Source organism: Olivibacter sp. EAT-5 (genome assembly GCF_044784325.1).
In the GTDB taxonomy this organism is placed as follows: domain Bacteria; phylum Bacteroidota; class Bacteroidia; order Sphingobacteriales; family Sphingobacteriaceae; genus Olivibacter; species Olivibacter oleidegradans.
Map to the genome: position 1 here is coordinate 4,381,975 of NZ_CP173028.1, position 22,221 is coordinate 4,404,195.

At 40.4% G+C, this 22,221-nt stretch carries 11 protein-coding genes; 4 read left to right on the forward strand and 7 right to left on the reverse strand.

From position 1 onward, the window contains the following. Positions 1–5: 5 nt before the first annotated feature. The 5 genes from ACH11B_RS18175 to ACH11B_RS18195 all read right to left on the reverse strand — a co-directional run bounded on the left by ACH11B_RS18175 (position 6) and on the right by ACH11B_RS18195 (position 13,270). Positions 6–3,305 (reverse strand): TonB-dependent receptor, encoded by a 3,300-nt coding sequence (locus ACH11B_RS18175; RefSeq protein ID WP_149105666.1) that lies wholly within the window; start codon positions 3,303–3,305, stop codon positions 6–8. A 432-nt stretch (positions 3,306–3,737) separates the two neighbouring features. Next, positions 3,738–5,372 carry a SusD/RagB family nutrient-binding outer membrane lipoprotein gene (locus ACH11B_RS18180; RefSeq protein ID WP_377609150.1) on the reverse strand — a complete coding sequence of 545 codons (1,635 nt, stop codon included), beginning with the start codon at positions 5,370–5,372 and terminating at the stop codon, positions 3,738–3,740. 11 nt (positions 5,373–5,383) lie between these two features. Next, positions 5,384–8,467 carry a SusC/RagA family TonB-linked outer membrane protein gene (locus ACH11B_RS18185; RefSeq protein ID WP_130857844.1) on the reverse strand — a complete coding sequence of 1,028 codons (3,084 nt, stop codon included), beginning with the start codon at positions 8,465–8,467 and terminating at the stop codon, positions 5,384–5,386. A 371-nt stretch (positions 8,468–8,838) separates the two neighbouring features. Next, positions 8,839–10,164: a RagB/SusD family nutrient uptake outer membrane protein gene (locus ACH11B_RS18190; protein WP_377609148.1), complete on the reverse strand. Its 1,326-nt coding sequence runs from the start codon at positions 10,162–10,164 to the stop codon at positions 8,839–8,841. A 28-nt stretch (positions 10,165–10,192) separates the two neighbouring features. Further along, entirely contained in the window at positions 10,193–13,270 is a 3,078-nt protein-coding gene (locus ACH11B_RS18195) for a SusC/RagA family TonB-linked outer membrane protein (RefSeq protein ID WP_377609146.1), read from the reverse strand. A gap of 559 nt (positions 13,271–13,829) precedes the next feature. Here ACH11B_RS18195 and ACH11B_RS18200 point away from each other — a divergent pair. The 3 genes from ACH11B_RS18200 (at position 13,830) to ACH11B_RS18210 (ending at position 16,825) form a co-directional block, all read left to right on the forward strand. After that, entirely contained in the window at positions 13,830–14,573 is a 744-nt protein-coding gene (locus ACH11B_RS18200) for a DeoR/GlpR family DNA-binding transcription regulator (protein ID WP_130857841.1), read from the forward strand. A gap of 152 nt (positions 14,574–14,725) precedes the next feature. Then, entirely contained in the window at positions 14,726–15,001 is a 276-nt protein-coding gene (locus tag ACH11B_RS18205) for a hypothetical protein (RefSeq protein WP_013666531.1), read from the forward strand. A 204-nt stretch (positions 15,002–15,205) separates the two neighbouring features. Next, entirely contained in the window at positions 15,206–16,825 is a 1,620-nt protein-coding gene (locus ACH11B_RS18210) for a S41 family peptidase (protein WP_377609144.1), read from the forward strand. Positions 16,826–16,862: 37 nt separating this feature from the next. On the opposite strand, the gene ACH11B_RS18215 is transcribed toward ACH11B_RS18210, so the two are convergent. Continuing rightward, entirely contained in the window at positions 16,863–17,813 is a 951-nt protein-coding gene (locus ACH11B_RS18215; RefSeq protein ID WP_377609142.1) for a M20/M25/M40 family metallo-hydrolase, read from the reverse strand. Between the two features lie 191 nt (positions 17,814–18,004). Next, entirely contained in the window at positions 18,005–21,550 is a 3,546-nt protein-coding gene (smc, locus tag ACH11B_RS18220) for a chromosome segregation protein SMC (RefSeq protein WP_130857838.1), read from the reverse strand. 169 nt (positions 21,551–21,719) lie between these two features. On the opposite strand from smc, the gene ACH11B_RS18225 reads away from it, so the two are divergent. Then, positions 21,720–22,136 (forward strand): hypothetical protein, encoded by a 417-nt coding sequence (locus ACH11B_RS18225; RefSeq protein ID WP_130857837.1) that lies wholly within the window; start codon positions 21,720–21,722, stop codon positions 22,134–22,136. Positions 22,137–22,221 lie beyond the last annotated feature (85 nt).

Here is a 22,221-nt window from a genome sequence, read left to right on the forward strand (position 1 = left end):
ATTTTTTATAGGGTTAGTTGAACACCTAATGAATAAGTTCTCCGATACGGATAGACTCTTCCGAAAGAGTTAGGATCATTTAATCCCAATGAGGTATAATCTGTTTCGGGGTCGATTGGGATGTCGACATTATCTATCAATTCGAATAAGTTTTCACCGCTGAAAAAGATTCGGAGATTTTGAATTTTTGCTTTGCTAATTAATTTTTGAGGCAATGAATATCCAAAAGTTAGATTTTTAACTCTTAAATAAGACATGTCGAGAAGATACTTCGTTTGAACAAGGAAGTTTTTATTGCTTCTATTCTGCTCATGATCCGTTGGACGCGGATAAAATGCATTCGGGTTTTCAGGTGTCCAATAATCTAGTTGATGCTGGTACCATCCTTCGGCTGCCCTAAAACCAGGGATTCCCATTGTGCCAGCGGCCCAAAGATCCCTTTTTCCTACGCCTTGTAAGAAAAATCCAAAATCAAAGCCTTTGTAACTAAAGTCCATTCGATATCCATATTGCCACCTCGGGGTGGAATTTCCTATGACTTTCTGATCGCCTGGATTGCCTACTGTGTTTTCGCCATCAGTGATAACTCCATCACCATTTAGATCTTTGTATTTGATGTCGCCCGGACCATAGAAGAACCAAGGACTGGTTCCTTCGAATCTCCTTTGAGAGGGGATGCCATCAATTAGTATATAGCGGCCCCGTTCATCTGTTAATAAATTGCCATTTGCATCTTGCTGAAAATCGTTTCTCGTGAAGAAACGGTCAGTAACATAACCCCAGATTTCACCACTTACTTGTCCTTTATAAACCGGTGAGGAGGCAATTGTCTGTGTGAAAATTTTGGTTGAGTTGCCTGGAAATTCGGTAACTTTTTCTGTAAAATCGCTCAGTTGACCCGTAGCACTTATATTCAGTCCATTACTGAAAGTATGGTTATAGCCGATTGTGAGTTCCCAACCTTTGGTTTGCATTTTTCCCGCGTTTAGCACCGGTGCCGTCGCTCCAAAAGAAGAAGGAAGGGTAAGGCCTGCGCTTAACATGTCGCTAACCGTACGGTTATACCAATCAAAGCTTAAATTAACTTTATCATTGAAAAAATTGGCATCAAGCCCAAAATCCGTTGTAGTAACTCGTTCCCAAGTTAAGGTTTCAGAGACGGCTCTTGGATTCTGAAAAGTTGGCATAAATGCATCACCTATTAGCCACTGGCCGGCAAGATCGCCGGTTGAATAAGCGGGCATAACCGGTAAAAAGACATTTTCTCCTACATTTTGGTTTCCAACACTTCCATAAGATCCTCTTATCTTTAAGAAACTTAAATAAGGTTTGGCAAATTCCATGAATTTCTCCTGAGATAGAATATATCCGGCAGATAACGAAGAGAAGAAAGCCCATTTGTCGTTTACCGGAAATCTGGAAGAACCGTCATATCTACCATTTAGTTCTAATAAGAATTTGTTTTGAAAAGAATAATTGATGCGTCCGAAATAACCTAATGTTGACCAATGTCTAACCCTTCCGCCTACGGTTTGCGCACCGGTAGCCAATCCGAATTCTCCTTTCGACGGATCCATTAAACCCATTTGCTGGGAGAAATGGTTTCCGTTTTGAAATACTTCCAAGTTTGTCCCCAGCAAGGCCTTAAATGCATGATCCCCATACTCTTTAGCGTAGTTTCCATACGCATTAAAAACATGTCGATCTTCCCAGCTTGAGTTCTTTCTAACCCGGTCATGGGCTGGAGTCGTATAAGTTTCGAGAGTCATGGGATTTCCGTTCCAATAGTTCCATCCCTTTGCCGAGCCACCGACAATATGTTCTAAATCATTTAATTTAGTGTAGGTGTAATCTGCATCCATTGTTAATCCGGGAAGGATTTTTGCGGTACCACCGATCGTCAATCGTGTCATATTTGACTTGGTACTTGTCATATTTGCCTGCTCTACATCGGTTATGGCATTCCGAAATGGCTGCCCCTGATAGGTGCCATACGGAAATGTTTTAGGCCATCGATAGAGATAGAACCATGGATCGTAGGTGTCTCCATTATAGGAATAAGGCTTTGTTAACGTAGAGTTTGAATAAAGTACTTTTGTACGAACGTCAAGCCACTTGTTCACAGAGGCATTTACTGCTAAATTCAAATTGTATCGGTCGTATTGATCCGGATTGACTTTAAGTATTCCATCCTGGTTTAAATACCCGAATCCCATGTTATAGTTAATTTTGTCGCTCCCACCATTGATACTTAAATTATGGTTTTGTTGGGGCGTAAAATCTTTCATATACATACCGGGGGCATCCCAGGGTCTATAAAAAAATAAGGCACCGTCCCTCACCTCAAAATCGCGACCTTCAACCATTTCAGGCCCTAAATCTTGTCCGCCATATTGATTTTCCCATTCTTGCATTTTTTGAATCGCCAACTCATCGAAGCGTACTCCCAAACTTGAATAGAAGGGTTGCGAAGGATTTCTACGTAGTGCCGCATCAAGAGCCATTCGAGCGCCAGCTGCTGCGTCGGCAATTTTCGGAGTTTTTGTCGGTTTCTGCAAGGCAATATTGTTGGTATAGGTGATACGGCTAGGTGTATCTCTACTTCCTGATTTGGTTGTGATTAATATCACTCCCCATGCCGCTCTAGTTCCATAAATCGATGTTGAGGCTGCGTCTTTAAGAACAGATACACTTGCAATATCGTTTGGATTAATCATCTGAAGAGAGGGCACTTCTACGTTATCTACAAGTATAAGCGGTTGCGCTCCGGTTGATCCGGTATTAATTGATCCCCGGGCTCCTCGTAAACGAATGGTTGGATTAGTCCCTAAATCTCCACTCGGAGTTGTGATCGTTAATCCCGGGACAGTGCCTTGTAAAGCTCTAACGGGATCTGTTATAGGACGCGTCTCAAAAGTTTTTTGCACATCTACAGTCGAAACCGCTCCTGTTAGATTCGCCCTCTTTTGTTTTCCGAAACCAACTACTACTACCTCATTCAAGGTGGTCTCGTTTAATTCCAGCTGAACATTGATAACGTTTTCTTGCCCAACAATCAACTCTTTCGTATTCGACCCAATATAAGAGAAAACGAGTGTTTGTCCTATTTGCGCGCTAATGGAGTAGGAGCCGATATCATTTGTAGTCACTCCTTGGTTCGTTTCTTTGATCTTGACGGATACTCCCGGCAGAGGCGACTTGTCGGTCTCCGCTGTAACTCGACCCGTGATGGTTTTTTCCTGTGCCAAGAGGAGGGCTGGCACAAAGAATAGCCCTACGAAAAATAAAAGTAGTTTTCGTTTCATTTTGGTTGTTTTTAATGGTCAATTATGTTGATTATTTGAGTTTTTTCAAGCTATACTGGTTTGGTTTACACATTATTTCAATCTTCCGATTCAGCTTAATTGGTTCTGCTAAGGAGTAATAAGTTCGTCCTCCCTTTTGGTTAACATTACAAGATTACAAAATAAAAATAACATATGCAACATTATGCGTATTCTTTAATAATTTGTACATAAAAGTGCATTTATATACGTGTCTCATGCAATGATGAGCTTTTTTTATTTTGTTTATGTGTCTTTAAGGTTATTGAAGTGTTAACATTTGCGGATTTGTGCATTATTTTGGAATTGGCAGAATAGAGAGGTTCCAAAAAGCTTTTCAATAATAGAAAGACAGGAAGCATATCAACAAAAAAGGCATGCTATTGCATGCCCTTTATCATTATTTGAAACAACCTATGGTTGATCCCACCAAACCGGTTCGTTTAGATAAGTGGGGCTTTCCGCATTTGGATTTGCTTTTCTTACTTGCTCAATGTTAAAGTTGATCTCATAACTTGGCACGGCAAATCGTCGCGGCCAGTCGGTAGGACTAGGGTAGGCTTCTATAAATACATGGGAAGGTCTTTTGAAGCCTTTATAGATACCAACTGTTTCGTTATAACTTCCTGATGCATCTGTACAATAATTCATTCGTCTCAAATCACACCATACCTCCGGAGAGTAAGATAAGGCAATATATTTTTGAATCATAATGTGGCTCATGGTAAGGTCGCCGGCATTTTGGATAACTGATGAACTACTTAAAAATTGTTCAATAACTGTTGGCGTAATTCCCATGATTGACATGTGGGAACGAATACCTGCTTTGTAAGCCGTAAGGGCTTCCGTCGATTGGCCTAGCCGAAGTCGTACTTCGGCTTCAATGAAACGCATTTCAGCATTAGTCAAAAGAAGCCCTTTACCTCCTCGTTGGGTATACCATGAACCAGTTGACAGTATACGTTGTCCCGCCTGCGGCTTAGCAGGATCCATCCGAAGTTGAACGTATACTGAATCTTTGTTGGAAAACCTGTCACTTGATGCGGAGTAATTATAGCTCGAAGGACCGGCTTTTGGCAGATCAGATGACATGTCGACGAATTGAGTACGTACTAATTGGCCTTCTCGATTTTCCATTCGAGGGATGAGCAGATCCATTCGCGGATCCTCCATGTTATTGTTGCCTGTAGGTGCTCCTGTATAGTTATTTGAAAGATAGTCATAGTAAAGCTTTGTTATGCGGCCGGTAGAACCAATATTTACATATTGTAAAGCTGCTTTGCTATTGTCTGCAACACCCTCTTCGTCTACATACTGCATAATAGAACTCTGCTCATCCGACTGGGGAGCGGAGGCTAAAGCATCTAGAACTGCTTGCGGATTGTAGTCCGCTTTTTTTGTGAGGTGGTTTAAAAAGCGAGCTTTCAAGCCATAAGCTAAGCGAATCCAATTCTCCACTTTGCCGCCATTTAATATATCTCCTTCGGCTAAATCAGGAGCCGTAATTTCCTGCGATTTTTGAAGATCTGCTATCGCTTCGTCTAGCAGAGCGATTACTTTCCCTTGCACATAGGCACCATCATCAAACCTCGGGGTTAAATTGCCTGGTATGTCGAATTCATCATAGGGTAACATGCCGTAAAAATCGGCTAAGTATCCAAAGCCCCAAGCTTTCATGATTTTGGCGGCACCTATATAATGATAAGCGCCTACTTTCTCTGATGCTTCAATGAGCGGTTGTATATTTACCGCTGTGTTTACGTACCACGATTGCCAAGGCCAATTAGCACTGGAGACGTTCGAGTACCATCTCGTCAGATTCCAGTTATTGTTGTTTGCGTAGGTAACAGCCATCTGCTGTGCTAAAAATGCAACCCGTGTACCGGCGCTCTCGTAACCATCAGCGAATTGTGCAATGATGGGTGGTAACCGTTGTTCCGGAGCGGGTACGGTGGAATTAGGGCTACTTGGATTTTCATTTATATCCAACCATTTCTTACAGGAGGTAAAAACGATTGACAAAAGCAGAATATATACAGACTTTTTCATTTTTTTTGATTTTAAAATCTTACGTTCAAACCGAGTGCAAATCCCGCGGTGGCAGGAACTCCGGCATAATCAATTCCTACCGAGCCCGAGCCTACCACTCCTGCGCCTGCAGCGCTTGTTTCCGGGTCCATACCTGAATAATTGGTAAATAATAAGAGATTCGTTCCTGTAGCTGTAATTGTTGCACCTTTTATCCATGATGCTTTTTTCAAAAGGGTTGCAGGTAAAGAATATGCCAGCGCAATAGAGCGGAGACGAAGCCAGTTCACGTTTTCTATGAAAAAGGGTACGTTATTGGCATAAATGTCGCGGTAATATTTTTCGTTTGCAACAACTTCGCGCGTTACGGCTTCATATTGCCCGGTTTGCGGATTTAGCGATTGACCGGTAAAAGTGACCGTATTACCACGATTTTCGGTCAGTTTGCTCATGCCGTTTACTGTTAATAAGTACTCGGTAGCATTGTAAATGTCCCCACCTCTACGGAAATCAAATAGGAAAGAGAAGCTCCAGTTTCTGAAGGTAAAACTATTATTAAAACCTCCAATAAAATCGGGTTCACGATTGCCGATATATGTAGTGGTAGAATTACTAGTTAGTGGATATCCTGTGTTCCAGTCGAGTAATAGGTTGCCGTTAGCGTCTGTTTGCCATTTAGAACCACTTATCCCCATGAAATCACCATTTCCGAAAGAAGCCGCTTTGCCGTTTCCTACCTGTACATCAGTTACATATAAAATAGGTAGCGAACCGGGTAGTTCTTTTACAACACCATTGTTGTGTGAGAAGTTAATGGTAGCATCCCATTTGAAGTTTTCTCGCTTTATTGGTGTAGCGTTTAACGTGATTTCGATCCCCTTATTTTCTAAAATACCGGTATTCACTGAACTTAAGATATACCCGGTTGCATTACTCACACGCGGCGTTAAGATCTGATCAACACTTTTGTTTTTATAATACGTGAAGTCGAAGCCGAGTCGATCGCCCAGAAATCGTAAATCTGTCCCAAATTCGACCGACTTGGTTGTTTCTGGTTTTAACAAATCGTTTCCTCGAGACCAATAATTTCTATAACCACCTCCTATTGTTAATTCAGGTCCGAAGAGATACGTTGCGGTTTGATAAGCAGCAGCGTCTTTGCCCACTTGTGCATAAGAAGCACGTACTTTTCCAAAAGATAAAAAACGATTTTGTGGGAGTAGCTCTGTGAAAACAAAGCTTCCACTTATAGCAGGATAAAAGAATGATCTGTTTTGTAAAGGAAGAGTTGATGACCAATCGTTCCTGCCTGTGAAGCCCAAATAAACCATATTCTTATAAGACAGCCTGAAATCACCATAAACACCAACCAATCGCTTTCGATTGATACTTTGAGTATAATATTTGTTTTCGTTGGAAGCGTTATTGATATCCACGAAGCTTGGAATTTCGAATTGTTCCGCTCTCCTTGAATTGGAGGTAAGCTTGGTGTCTTCTGTAGTCGTTCCTAAAACCAAACTCGCGTCCCAATTCTCAAAAAACGTTCTATGAAAATTCAACATTAAATTTGAGTTGATGTAATTATAAGCCCGATCTGTTTCCGACAGCATCCCGTCTTGCCAAGCAAGTTTTACACTAGATCCGGGAGCAATAAGGCTTCTAAAGTTAGTAGTGTAATTGTCAATCCCCAATCGATAAGTTGCGTCGAACCAGTCAGTGATTTTAACCTGTGTATAGGCAGTGGCAATAAGACGGTTGTTACGGTCATTTTGTGGATTCTTATTGATAATCCAATATGGGTTGTCCGTGTTATCTTCAAGCTTCACGTCAGGAAGAAGCAATTTATTAGAGCCATCCGGATTTATCCAGTCTTTCATGTTGGCATTTAATGGCCATGATAGCACACTTTCCATATACCCACCACCACTGGATCCCCAAAGACCACTCCCCGTAAGCGTTTTCTGTGACTTACTTACGGCGTAAGAGGCGTTAATACCAAAAGTGAAAATGCCTAACTTTTGTTCGCCATTAAAACGTACGGTAGAACGCTTGAAGTTGGTAGTTGGAACAACCCCTGATTGGTCTAAATTAGAAGCGGAAAGAAAGAAATTTCCTTTAGCGCTGCCTCCGGAAACATTAAAGCTGTTATCATACGCTCTAGCCGTTTCGAAGAAATTGCCAAGATTATCATAGATTGTTTCACCGGTTGTAAACTTATCGCCCCAAGACAAGGCCGTTTGGTCTGAAAATTCACCGCTATAATACGAACCCTGTTTGTACAGTTTTTGCTGCTCGGGTAAACGATTAACCCAGTTCGTCATAAATCGTGAAGTGACGGAAGCGGTAGTAGAACCTTCTTGTCCTTTTTTTGTCGTGATGATGATGGCGCCTGCCGCAGCTCTTAATCCATACAGTGCCGCTGCGGCCGGACCTTTTAATACAGAGATAGATTCAATATCTTCCGGATTGATGTCCATTGCCCGATTACTATTTGTAGTTGAGATATTTACAGATCCATCAAATGCACTATTGTCTCCCTGTCCTGTCGAATTGTCCATAGGCATTCCATCAATAACAAATAATGGCTGATTATCCCGTTCTAGCGAAGTTCCGCCTCTTAATACAATGGATGAGGAAGCTCCGGGTGCTCCGCTTGAATTGGTGATGTTCACACCAGCAATTTTACCGTTGAGTGAGTTTATGATGTTGGGATCTTTATTTTTAAGCAACTCTTCGGATTTGATGTCTTGTGCGGCATAACCTAAACTTCGGACTTCACGTTTGATTCCCATAGCCGTCACAACCACTTCATTAAGATCAGAACTGGTTGATTGTAGCGATACACTGATTACATTGCTTGTGCCTACTGCTGTCTCCTGTGCTTGGAAACCGATATAAGTGAAATGCAAAATTTGACCCAAACTTGTTTCAATACTATATAATCCTTCACTATTCGTTTGAGTTCTCGTGCTCGTACCTTTTACGCTCACAGTAACCCCTGGAAGTGGTTGCCCTTGAGAGTCTGTTACCTTTCCGGTAATGGTTTTTTGTTGCGCCAGTAGGTGGGCAGAAACAAAAAACAATCCCAGCATAAAGAGGAGTAGTTTTCTTTTCATGTTTTGATAATTAGTGGTCGATATATGGATTAATAATAATCTAGTTACCGGTAAATAGTGCACTTACGAAGCAAGTCCCAGCTTGCACGCTATATCTCTATTATTCCCTTACAGTTTATTGGTTTTATAAATGTTGCGGATGAAAGCCGTTTTCAGTACAAGAATATTGAGAATTTCTATGTAATGCAAATTTATGCGTTATTTTTTTTATTACTTATATAAAAGCGCAAAAAAAGAGCATGTATGATTCGGTTGTTTGCAAATAGCTACTACTTTATAAGTACTTTGTAAAGTAAAGCGGTATTTAGTGCGTTGGGATGTATGGAATAGGTGACAAAAAATACGGTGCCCATTACCATGGGCACTTTATTCTAAAATGCTGGGTCTGCGGGGGTATTAGCGTTGTTGTCCCGTTCAACAAACGGATAGGGAAAGAAGTTTCTTTTCATTTCTGTTTGTGGACGGTTAAACCTTCTCATATCTTCCAATTTTAAACCTGATATAAAAAGCTCGATACATCGATGCTTATAGATTAGTGTCAAGAGCTCTTCTTCACTATAAGGGCCTGTTAAGCCAGGCATCGCGGCGCCAAGTCCATAAACATCATCGTTTGGCCTTTTTGTGATCACCTTGTTTAGCTCTATCAAAGCTAAATCAAGCCTAGAAGTCCGGGCATAGGCTTCGGCCTTAATCAAAAGCATTTCGCCCGGTAAATAGACCGGTATTGGTGATTCATTGGTGAACCAAAATCCTTTAATGCGTACAGCCGGCGGTGCGGGATTGGCGTTTTCAATATAAAATAATACGCGCTGATCGTTGGGATCTGGATAGAGAGCCTCCGGTAGCCCTAAATGTTCGTCCTTTGGTTGAAAGACATTGTTTGTGGACGTAGCAAATGTGTAAATCGGGTTCGGAGAAACATTGTCATAGGCAAATACCGACACCTTTTTTAGGTCCACCTGACTGGCCGCGCTCAATGCTTCTTCATAATCACCTATATACAATGAATAACGAGCTTTTAGTGCATAAAGTGTATTTTTTATATCGATACTCGCTGCGGGAATGTCCTGCAAAAATGCATTACTGATCGAGTCCGTCTCTGTGAAAAGCAAGGCGCTATCAACACTGCTAATTGCCATTCTATAACCTTCCATTCGGTCGACAAACGAAGCGTTGCGTCCCACAGTTGCCGGTACCTGTTCCCAATTCATCGCCAAGTCCCCTAATGAGAGGGCCTTCAAAACCGTTGTGTAAGCGATGATGCCACTAGCTCGATTTTTATCAGCTAACTTTCTCGCGTTTTGTATGACGAGATTGGCATCATATATGATTTTATTACTGCTTGTCCATAGACCTGCAAGCACGGTGTTCGTTCCATCTACTGTAGAACCCCCGGTGCTTAACTGCAATTCAGGAATGTTTCCTTCATTTCTAAGTAAAAGTTCGTTTGTAACGAAGCCGTTAGCTGTTACTTTATTATAGATATTGCTTGTCCTTAGGTAACTGTAAGTACGTTGCAAGCCGATACTGATATCTGTTAAAGCTTGGGATGACGATAGGGCTTCTTCGTTTAATGCTCTCGAGGGATCGATATAATCTTTGGTACACGATGAGAGTGTGAAAATTAGCGCTAATCCATATCCATAATAGAAAAGACGCATGCATATGCTGTTGTTTTTTTTCATGTCGATATTCATACTGATTAAATACTGCTATTGATGGAGTTTATAATTTTACCTGTACACCTAACGTAAACGTTCGGGGGATCGGAATAGCTCCGAAATCGATACCACGTAATATGGTGGATTGCCCACCGGCATTGACCTCTGGATCATAACCTTTGTATTTGTCAATAGAGAACAAGTTTCTACCGCTCGCACTAATAGTAAAATCCTTAAAAAACTTTACTTTACCCAAATTGTAGCTTAGTGAAATTTCTCTCAATTTGATGTAATTACCGTTGTCAATTCTCCATTCTTCGACTGCATAAACACCGGCTATATAACCTCTTGGTAGCTCACCCATTTGTTCCTGTTCTGCTATTTCGCCGCTGCCTACACCTTGTCTGGTTCGCCAATCAGCATTCCAGACATCTACACCCTGTACGGCATCAAATTGCATATGTAAGGATAGCTTCTTGTAGGTAAAATCGTTTACAAAAGTAAGTGTATAATCCGGGTTCGGATCACCTATAACTTTACGTAAAGGAGTGCCCATAGGTAAGCCGTTCGCGTCGCGTTGGGGCGTATATTCTGTTCCATTTTGGATGCCTCGTTCAATTAGCGGAATCCCTTTGTCGTTCAATAATAGACTGCCATCAGGATTTCTAGCGAAAAAGGTGCCGTAAAAGACACCGATAGGTTGACCGTCAATAATGGCTACAGGTGCTCCGGGGTTAGTGCTGAATAACCGTAGGCCGCCAACATCCAGTGCTTTGTTTCGGTTCCGGTTGTAAATGACAGAAGTATTCCATTCAAAGTTGGTGTTTTTAATGGGCGCGCCATTCAGTACCAATTCGATCCCTCGATTTTGTAAGGAACCAACATTATCGAGAAAACTTGAAAATCCGGTGGTCGGAGCTTCCACTCGGGATATTAATAAATCCGTCACCTTTTTGTTGTACCAGTTAAAGCTAGCACCCAATCGATTGTTAAAGAAGGATAGATCGGCACCTAATTCCAATTCAGCCTGACGCTCGGGTTTAATGTTCTCATTTGCGAGAGTGGCGCTCGAAAAGAGGGAAACCCTGCTTAAAAAAGTTTGAGAGGAATAGGCATTGTATCGGTCGTAGGCCCCAATGCCGGTTAGATTTCCTGATTGGCCGTAAGCCGCACGCAACTTGAATAAATTCCACCAATTGCTTAGCGATGTGTTTTTCCAATAATCTGCAGACGATAACACATAGCTGCCACTACCTTTTATGTATACTTGCCTGCGATTGTCCTCACCAAACACGGAAGATTCATCTACGCGGACGGCACCGGTTAAAAATAGATGATCTTTATATTTGAAATTTTGTTGAAAGTAAGCCCCGCTTACGGAGTATTCGCTTCTAATATCCATGCCGGGCAAAATTGTGCTGGCGGCGTTAACCGTTTCGATAAACGGTGCTAAACCTCGCCCATTAAGCATGTTATAGTTGGATTTTTCATATTGATAAGAAAAGCCCAATTGAGAAGTTGATGTTAGTACATCAGAAAACGTGGCGTTATAAGTCGCATTAAGTTCCTGATTGATCAAAAAAGCTGAAATGCTAGCGACACTGGCATAGCCGTTCTGAGTTGGGTTCAAGTTGCTTCCACCTCCCCAATAATCGGGATTAACGTTGTATGTATACGGTGGTATATATGTTTTTCCATTTTGTCCGGTGTGGTCCACGCCTAGGGTGTAGTCGATCGAAAGACCTTCGACGGGCGTAAGTTTTAGGTTTAAATTGCCTAAAATGCGGTTCACTTCCTGACGTTGCTTAATGTCCTCAATAACTGAAACGGGATTTATTCGACCTCTTTCTCCAACCGACTTTAAGTTTCCATCAACATCTCTTGTGAATAGATCGTGGTAGTTGGCAATAATGTTGATAGAGTTCAAAGGGGAGTAAAACGAATTTCCATCTGGTTTTTCGTCCGCTCCACTATTTATATAGTTTAATCCTGCACTAAAGGAAATCCAATCGGCTAACTTTTGATCGATGTTAGTTCGCAGACTGAACCGTCTAAAGTTTGTGTTCTTAACAATGCCTTGGTTATTAAAGTAGGAGGCTGATACATAATATTTCGTGTCGTCTTTCCCACCGGCTACAGAAAGGTTGTTGTCGGTACCGCTTGCATTTCTGAAAATGTAGTCCTGATAATCATAACGGTTAACCGGAGAAGTGGTTATAAGTGCGGTATTCAGAACGTCTTGAGTTTCCGTATCGACGGATCCGCCAAATTTGACGGATGACTGATTTACAGGGACTTTTTTTCGTAAGTTACTGTTGGAATAGCTGGAAGAAAAAGTCACCACGGGCTTACCTAGCGAACCTCTTTTGGTGAAGATTTGTACAACGCCTGCATTCGCTCTCGAACCATAGATTGCTGCAGCCGCAGCACCGTTCAGTACCTCGATTCGCTCAATATCGGCTGGGTTAATATCTACTAGTCGATTTTGACCGATCGTTCCGACAAAATTGCCGCCATCGTAACCGGTTTGCGTATTGGTTACACGGGTCGTATTATTATTGACAATAATACCATCAACAATATAAAGTGGTTCAGATGAGGAATTGACAGAGCTGATTCCTCTTAGTCGTACCGAGATTCCGCCTGCAGGGTCGCCGGAGTTCTGAGAAATCTGAGCGCCTGCCGTTTTTCCCTGCAGCGACGATAAGACATTTCCGCTTCTGCCCTTCGTAAGATCATCGCCTTTTACGGAACTGATGTAACTTCCCAATTGTTTTCGTGTCGTTCCCGCTGAGGTACCGGTGATAATGACTTCGTCTAGCCCAACAAGATCAGAAGATAAGCCGCAATTTAACAGGTTTTTGCCGGTTTTTAACGCTATTGTCTTTGTTTCACTCTTGTATCCTGTATAACTAAAAACAATAGATTGTTGACCGTTCAGATTGTCAACGTTCAAAGAATACTTACCTTCCGCATCCGTAGAAGTTCCTACAGTTGAATTTCTGATTTTGACAGAAACCCCTGCTAACGGTTGCTGGCTTGCTTCATCCACTACACGCCCAGCTATAACGGATTGCTGTGCATAAATGGCTTGGATGAAAAAAAGGTAGATAAAAAACAGTAATTTGATTGATTTGGTCATAAAATGAATCATTAAATGTTTGTGAATCGGTTGATTGGGATTGTTGCTTGCATAGTTATGTTCTTGAATTTTATCCCGCAGTTTATTAGGTGTTACTAGCTGTATTTAAGCTTATTGGATATACAAGTATAAGAAAAAAAAATAGTTATGCAATATTTTGCGTTTTTTTAATATTTATATGTATAAACATGCATTCAGGCTTTAGAGGTACCCGATTGCCATCATTGAGATCGAAGTGTTATTGGCATTCTATCTCAATGAAATGTGGAGGCGTTCTTTTTGGATATTTTGGGAATAAGGTGTCTGTCGACTGATAAGGATGCAAAATGGTACACTAAATGGAAAAAGATATCCCGCTCTCAGAAAATTAGCCTTCGGAGATCGAATTTTTTGACCGCTGAAACAGGAACGAAACCGATAGCTTGCTGCCGATAGCTGAATCTTACTACAAAATAGTTGGTTACTGTTTTAAATTGAAACCCTGCCGATTAATAACATTCCATTATTATTTTGTGATAAAAATATATATTTACAAGTCTTAAGGAAAAAATTAACCAACATGCTAAAAGAAGAAAGACAGGCTTTTATAATGCGCGAAGTAAACCTGCACAATAAGGTTCTATCATCCGACCTCAGCGTTCAACTGAATGTATCAGAGGATACCATAAGAAGAGACTTAAATGAATTGGCAGAAAATGGGAAAGTACTAAAAGTATATGGCGGAGCCCTATCTAAGTCCTTTCAGTATCCGTTTCAGGATAACGAGGTTTATGCGCGGGAGTCAAAAAAGACAATTGCTCAAAAAGCAATAACCCTTATTCAGGATGGCATGGCCGTACTGCTGGGAGGGGGGACTACGATGTTGGAACTAGCGAGAACATTACCCGAAAAAATGCAATGCACCTTTTTTACGATCAGCCCCCTCGTCGCTTTGGAGCTGGCAGAACGGTCCGGCGATGATGTGATATTAATAGGAGGTAAGCTAGCCAGAAGCACCAATGTAACGATTGGTTCTCAAGTGATTAATCAGCTATCGGAAATCAGGGTTGATCTTTGTTTATTGGGAACTAACAGCCTATCGGTTGAAGATGGTGTGACGGATTCGGATTGGGAAGTTGTTCAAATCAAGAAAGCGATGCTCCGCTGTTCACAAAAAACAGGTATTCTAAGCATTGCTGAAAAATTGAATTCAGTACAGAAAATGAAAGTCTGCAATGTGAATGCCATCGATTACTTAGTGACCGATTTGGATCCTAAACATGAAAGCTTAAGTCGATTTTCGCAAATAGTAAAGGTAATTTAGCTATTCTAATGTTACTTTAATCCATTTTTAATCCGTTTTAGGTAGTTTAGTGTAACAAAAGTCAATGTAACGTCTTTATTTCTCACATTTTTTGAACTTGTGCAGCCATTTGACTAATATTGTTATACCAAACCAAACTAAAACAAATTGCTATGAGTACCGTTATTGCAGAGTTAATCAATAAGGAGGATATTCGGAACTATAAAATAATCGATGCACCCGAGAGCCACGTAAGTGAATTGCGTTATAAATTGCAAAGTGCTGTAAGATTAGGAAATGAATTTAAATCGAAATCGGTCATTACTTTTAATACTACTAGTGGGCCAAAAAGAGTAGAAACTACCGTATGGATGTTAACTGATAGTTATTTGCAATTGAAAAACGGAATCATGATCCCACTCAGTAGCTTATTAGACCTCGATTATTAGTACGGTTAATAAATATATATAAGAAACAAATGGTCTTTCGGTTTGTTTCTTATATATCGCTACGCTAGCTAACCCGTGTTTTTTATATTCCTACCTTTATCACATAGTTTCTCAGTAAGATTGTCAATTAGTGTTAAAATTTTCTTCTTCGAAAAAAAAGAGAGAGACTTGTCGTATATTGCGACCAAATATTGGCGGTAGAAGATGGACACACACGTACTTCATAGATTTTTAGGGCTTTTTATCGGATTGTCATTATTTATAAGCGCCTGCAAAAAGGATAATCCGGATACAAATCAAGGTAATTCTACACAGACACCCACAGATGATCGCGTCGCGCTAACCAACGACTCTATTTTTCTGTATGCGAAGGAAATTTATTATTGGAATCAAAATTTGCCAACCTATGATGTTTTTAACCCAAGGCAATATACTTCCAATGCTGATAAATTAAAAAATTACGAAGCTAATTTGTTGTCAATAGCTCAATATTCCACGTCAAAATACGACATACTTACGGTCAACAATACAGACTATACAAAATTCTCTTATATCGAAGATGTATCAGGTAACAGTGGCGTCACCGCTGGTGTGAGAAACTTAACCAATAGTGTTAATTTAACAGGACAAGGAAACGATGTCGGTATTTATGATATTGCAGCCTATGGGAGTGATACGGATTTTAAAGTGTTCATCCGCGCTGTTTATCCCGGATCTCCTGCCGCCAGAAGTGGCTTGACTAGAGGCGCTTCTATCACTAAAATTGATGGAGAAACAATCGGGGATGATTGGGATCGTGATTATAGTTACATATCGCGGTTACTGGGTGATCCTTTTTCTATTCGCTTAGAGGGACAAAAACTGGGCGGTAGCTCTTATTCCATTTCATTGAGTAAGCAGACTTATAATAGTAGTCCCGTCTATAAAGACACGGTACTCACTATCAACAATAAAAACATAGGCTATGTTGCTTATGCTCGCTTTTCGGATGAGGAAAATTCCTTTGATGTTCTTGATAATGTTTTTTCGGATTTTGCAACAAAGAATGTTGAAGACTTAGTCATCGACTTACGTTACAACGGAGGCGGTTATGTTGCTACTGCCGAACATTTGGCTAATCTAATAGCCCCTAGTGGTACAACGGGGGTTATGTTTGTTGAGTATTATAATCAATTGATGCAAGAAGGGAAAGCGACTATACTCAAAAATCAACGCGTACGTAATTCTAATGGAGAAATAATAGGGACAGATACCTATGCTAGTTACAGTTATAAGCCGGAAGCAACGGGCAACACTGTTAACTTTAAAAAAGCGGGAAATCTTAGTAACGTGAAAAATATTGTTTTTCTTGTTACTAACAATACTGCTTCCGCCAGTGAGTTATTGATTAATTCGCTGCGTGGTTTAAGCTCTTTAAATATAAAGCTGGTTGGAACAACAACTTATGGAAAGCCTGTAGGATTCTTCCCGGTCCGGCTAGAGAGTGTGTATGATCTATATCTGCCAAGTTTTTCTTCAAAGAATGCAAAGGGGGAAGGGGATTATTATAATGGCTTCAAACCAGGAACCGATATACCCGGAAAGGAAATGCTTGATAATCTTGGACAGGATTTAGATAGCTTTAGTGAGTATGACTTTGGGGATCCTAAAGAGCTTTACCTGGCAGAGGCTCTAAATCAATTGGGAGTAACTGCAAGCACGACTAGTAATGGTCCTTTAATGAATATTCGCTCCAAACAATCGAATAATACCGCTCAGAACCTGATGAAAAATAAACGTTCTAGTAAAGAATTTAAAGGTATGATAGAGACGCGTGTGAGATAAAATTGGAGGAGCTCTTTGTTCTAAATAAAATAGGCGTTTACATAACTTTATTTTTATCTATCTGAATCTGGCTTGAGAACTTATTATCAATATTTCGTATCACATTCAATATAGCATCTACCGCCTCTACATAAAATGTCGGATTAATGTTTTCATACGTATCGCTCGGTTGATGATAATCTTTATGATCTTCTACACCGAAATATAAGAAAGGGATATCTTTGGCGTTAAAAGCCCCTTGATCGCTTTGGTTAGTCCAATCGTCGTGCCCGGTGTTAGGATCGTCATGTCCTAGCAGAAGCTTTACTTTTACTTCATCCTTTATATCTTCTACATATCTCCTCAATTGAGGATATTTGTATGTACCGCAGACATATAGCTCGTTTTTATCATTATGCGAAATCATATCCATGTTGATATTGAGCTTTATTTGATCTAACCGAATAGGTGGGTTTTCAACAAAAGCCTTGGCCCCGCGTAAGCCCATTTCCTCTGCATCAAAGGCTGCAAACACAATCGTAAAATTGGGTTTATTTTCACTGAAATAAGCAGCGAACTGTAATAAGGCGGCTATACCCGATGCATTGTCGTCTGCGCCATTATAAATGGAATCACCTACTTTACCCAAATGGTCGTAATGTGCTGATATGACAAGAACCTCTTTCAGTTTGCCTGGAATATAACCTATTATATTTTTCCCGCTATAAGACGTCCCCTCTTTATCATCAAATTGAAAAGTTTGTATATAATCTTCACCTTGTGGGAAATGTTCCAAATCTAGGCTTTTAAATCGGTCGGCAATAAAAGCCGCCGCCTTTTCCGCACCTGCTGTCCCCGTTTTTCTGCCCTCATATTCGTCGGACGACAATACTTTTAGGTCTTTCAATACTTGTGAATCTTGTCGTTCTGCATTTTCTTTAACACTTGCACAGCAGCTAACACAAAAAAATAGTATCAAAAAGGAAAATCGATGAAGAATAGTAAGCATATTGATGCATGTTTTATTACAAACATACGAAATAGTTCTTAAGGGACACCCAAAGTATAAAAGGAAGGTTTATTTTAACTTCTTTCTCCGCGAAAGAAAAGAAGCAAAGAGCCGACCGTAGGGAGTTCATGAACACCTTTGAAAATAATGAAGTAGTGAATAATAAAATCGCCGCTTAAACTTAGTGCTTATCACACTTCTCGCATGTCCACTGCTACCACACGGGATACGCCTTGTTCCACCATGGTTACTCCATATATAATATCCGTACTGGCAATAGTCCGCTTGTTATGTGATACAATAATAAACTGCGACTGATTGGAGAATTTCCGGATAATATTATTGAACTTATCGATGTTCGTGTCATCCAAAGGAGCATCTACCTCGTCGAAAATGCAAAAAGGAGCTGGCTTGAGCAGATATAAGGAAAATAGAAGGGCCGTCGAGGTAAGCGTTTTTTCACCACCTGAAAGCTGGTTGATGGATAAAGGACGTTTCCCTTTTGGACGTGCCATAATTTCTATATCGGATTCAAGGGGTAAATCAGGATTACTCAACACTAAATCACAGGAATCTTCTTCATTAAATAAGGAGCGGAAGACGGTAATAAAATGTTCACGCACCTGAGTGAAAGACTCCATAAATTTATCACGAGCGGTATCATCTATTTCCTTAATGGTATCCAATAAAGATGTTTTAGCATCGAAGAGATCTTTACGCTCTTTTTGAATAAACGTATACCGCTCGTTCATCTCTTGATAGGCTTCCATAGCCATCGAGTTAATGGCGCCAAATTCTTCCAGCTGTTTTTTCAGTTTTTCGGTCCGATTCCTCAACTCTTCTTCGCTTTCAATATGATCGGGCAGCTCGTTATCCAGTAACTCGTTGATATCGATTTCAAATTCAACGGCCAATCGTTCCTTTAGTGCGTTCAAATCGAGCTTTAGACTGTTCTTCTTGTCTTTTAATTCGTTGGTTAGCAGCTCTATTTGATCTTTCCGTTTACGGAACCCCCCAATTTCTTCTTCTTTTTTATTGATATTGGCGCGCATGGTATAGTACTGCTGTTCCGCTTCTTGTAAGCCCTTTTCCAAAGCCTCTTTCTGCGCATACATGGCGATTAGATCCTCATCAGAATGATCCACATGCTGTAAAGTATCTTTAATGGCCTCCTTTACCGCTTCGTATTCCGTACTATATTGGGTAATACGCTTTTCTAGATTTTCATGCTGGCTCTCTCGGTATTCTAAATCTTTATTGATACCGGCAACTTTATTTTGTTGTTGATGGTAGCGTATATTTTCTTGATTATAGGCTGACGATATGGTGGTAAGTCGTTCTGAAATTTCATTAAAATTTTCCTGAAATGCAGTTAGCTCGTTTGCCTTATCTATTTTGCTCGCTGTTAAGGATGCCAAAGCCGGCTCTGCTTGTGCAAGTTCAGCTTGGATCGTGCGGATTTTTTCTTCGATATCCTGTTTTCTATTCTGGCTATTTTGTATGAAAGAGAGGTACTGCTCTTGCTTCGTTTTTACAGAGATTAATTCATTGCTCAGGCGGTTGAGTTGTAGCTTGGTCTCTTCAAGCTGACTTTTTTTGGTGTTTGCCTTCAGATCGTTCAATAAAGCCGTCTCATTAACAATATCCAATTGGATTTTTTCGAGATGCGTCGTGAGCTGCTTGATTTCCTTACTTAAGTTATCGAGGTTCTTCGCTCTACCGATACGCTTGCCCTCAAACAACCCTACCGATCCACCACTCATCCCCAGTCGAAATTTTGCAAACTTACCGGTTTTGTGCAGGATGGTTAATTGCGTATCGGGTAACGGTGTCTCTAAATCGCTTTCATCTTCCGTTTTTAGAATATATACATCGTGTAATAGTAACTTGATCAGTGGAAGATAGCGCTCTTCTGTATCAACAACAGATAAAGCAGGGATAAACCGTTCATCTGATAGGAGGTCTAATCCATTGCGAATGTCCGGCTGTGTAATAGCTTCCAAAACGAAAAAGCCGGCACGACCGCGTGATGCGCTCCCTAATAATTTAATAGCTTTAACGGCCTCTTGACGTTCATTAACCACATAATGGTTCATTACAGGTTCGAGAAAGTTTTCAATAGCCACTCGATATTCTTCTTTACAGAAGAGCACATCAGATAGGAGTGGGTAAGGTTTTGCCCAGCCCGCATTCTTTCTTAAGAATCGGATAGACTCCGGAAAACCTTCCAAATTATCGACTAGTGATTTGGTTAGGTTGTACTCATTTTGTTTCGCATCTAATGTGCGGTTATCCTTTATTACGGCCTCTTTATAGGATTGGATAAGGACTTCTTTATTAGCTATTTGCTGTTGCAGCTCTTCTTCATAGGCTAATGTACCATCATATTCCTCCTGCAAAGCGTCAACACGTCCCTCTAGTTCATCAACTACCTTAGAAAATTCGTTTAGCTCACTTTCTTTAGCTTCTGTATCAACGATATTTCGTTCGCTTTCCTGGCTTAGCGCGTCTTTTTGGATGTGCAGAACGGCAATTTCTTTTTCTAATTTATAGATGTTGTTCTGAAGTTGATTGTTTTCATGTACAAAAGCATCTAGTTTAGTCTTGGCGGTTTGCTGTTGCCCCCTCAGCTCGTCCACTTCCTGTTTCTGTTCATCAAGTGAAATCTTGATTTCATCTAATTTTTGTTGCTCAAGTAGCTGCTCTTCGTTTAAACGCTTAATATTATAAAGAACGTGATTGATTTGCTGTCTGTCGTTGGCCAACTCTTTACTCAAACGTTGCTCCTTATCGTTTAAGTTCTTTAGCTGTTCATTTTTGACCTTCTTTTCGCTTTCATAAGCTCTTATCTTGGAGGTGTACTCATTGGCCGCTTTTTGTTGAACCGAAAGATTTTTCTCTTCCACTAAGCTTTCCTGTTTGAGTTTTTGGAGTTCGGCCTCAAGTGTGTCCAATTGCGTGACAATAAGGTTCCGTTCGTCTTCTTGAGCACTGTGTTGTTCATCTAGGCGCTCAAGTGCTTCGCGAAAGTTACTGATCCTAAATGATGCCAACGATACGCTCAGTTCTTTATATTGGTCTTTGAGTTTATAATAGCGTTCTGCTTTTTTTGCCTGATTTTCTAAGGTTTTTAAGTTTTTTTCAATCTCAAAAAGGAGATCTTCTACACGACTTAGATCTGCTTCGGTGTCCTTTAGTTTATTAAGTGTTTGTTTTTTCCTAACCTTATATTTCGATATACCGGAAGCCTCTTCAAAAAGTGCCCTTCTGGAATTCTCTTTGTTGTTAATAATCTCATCGATCATTTTCAGTTCAATGATGGAGTAAGAGTCGTTTCCAATTCCGGTATCCAAAAACAAGTCAGTGATATCTTTTAATCGGCATTGTACATCATTTAAACGATATTCACTCTCGCCTGTCCGATATAATTTACGGGTAATGGTAACCTGAGAGAACTCTGTTGGAAGGATGTTTTTGGTATTGTCAAAAGAAAGTGAAACTTCAGCTAAATTAGCCGCTTTGCGCGTTTTAGTGCCATTGAAGATGATGTTTTCCATTTTTTCAGAACGGAGGTTCTTGGTGCGTTGTTCGCCCAGTACCCAACGAATCGCATCAACCACATTGGATTTTCCACAGCCGTTCGGACCGACAATTGCCGTAACACCTTCATTGAAATTGATAGTGATTTTATCGCCAAAGCTTTTAAATCCTTTAATCTCTAAACGCGTAAGTTGCATGTATTTTGTCCAAAATTTGAGGCTGCGAATTTAATGAATTGAACCAATTTATCTAATTTTCTGCTATCTTTTCTATTCGCTTTCGATTTTTTCTGTCTATTTAAGTGTTTTCGTCTACTTTCTTTCAAAGTGAAGAAAGTAGACGAAAATTATTTTCTATCTTTAATCCATGGAAACCATTCTACCCTTTATCATCGCTGCAATTGTTTTTGGCTATCAAATATATGCTAATTTCAAAAAAGAGCAGGAGAAGGCCAAAAAACGAAAACCGTCGCATCGTCCACAAGTAGATGAAACACCGTATAAACCATTGCAGCGTGAAATACTTCAACGTGAGCCACTGTCGGAGCCGGAGCTGATCCATCCCAAATCTGAAAAACACATCACTTTTGAGGATTACTCCGGGGTTTTAGAGGTAGAAGAAGTGAAAAGGGCGAAAGAAATTCATAAGAAACACGAACATGCATACAAGCGTTTGGAACCTTATAAAATAGATGCCGGCAGCGAGGAAACCAATCCCTATGGGGATTTCGATTTAAGGGATGCCGTTATTAAATCCGCTATTTTGAATAGACCGAGGTATTAGTGACATACTAAAGGCACACGAATAAATCTTCGTGCGCCAGCAATAAGTTTTTGTTCTAATGAAGATAGTTAAAAACTTAAAACTT

Coding starts and splice junctions, on each gene's coding strand:
- ACH11B_RS18175 (WP_149105666.1), bottom strand. CDS start 3,305: ATGAAACGAAAACTACTTTTATTTTTCGTAGGGCTATTCTTTGTGCCA.
- ACH11B_RS18180 (WP_377609150.1), bottom strand. CDS start 5,372: ATGAAAAAGTCTGTATATATTCTGCTTTTGTCAATCGTTTTTACCTCC.
- ACH11B_RS18185 (WP_130857844.1), bottom strand. CDS start 8,467: ATGAAAAGAAAACTACTCCTCTTTATGCTGGGATTGTTTTTTGTTTCT.
- ACH11B_RS18190 (WP_377609148.1), bottom strand. CDS start 10,164: ATGAATATCGACATGAAAAAAAACAACAGCATATGCATGCGTCTTTTC.
- ACH11B_RS18195 (WP_377609146.1), bottom strand. CDS start 13,270: ATGACCAAATCAATCAAATTACTGTTTTTTATCTACCTTTTTTTCATC.
- ACH11B_RS18200 (WP_130857841.1), top strand. CDS start 13,830: ATGCTAAAAGAAGAAAGACAGGCTTTTATAATGCGCGAAGTAAACCTG.
- ACH11B_RS18205 (WP_013666531.1), top strand. CDS start 14,726: ATGAGTACCGTTATTGCAGAGTTAATCAATAAGGAGGATATTCGGAAC.
- ACH11B_RS18210 (WP_377609144.1), top strand. CDS start 15,206: ATGGACACACACGTACTTCATAGATTTTTAGGGCTTTTTATCGGATTG.
- ACH11B_RS18215 (WP_377609142.1), bottom strand. CDS start 17,813: ATGCTTACTATTCTTCATCGATTTTCCTTTTTGATACTATTTTTTTGT.
- smc (WP_130857838.1), bottom strand. CDS start 21,550: ATGCAACTTACGCGTTTAGAGATTAAAGGATTTAAAAGCTTTGGCGAT.
- ACH11B_RS18225 (WP_130857837.1), top strand. CDS start 21,720: ATGGAAACCATTCTACCCTTTATCATCGCTGCAATTGTTTTTGGCTAT.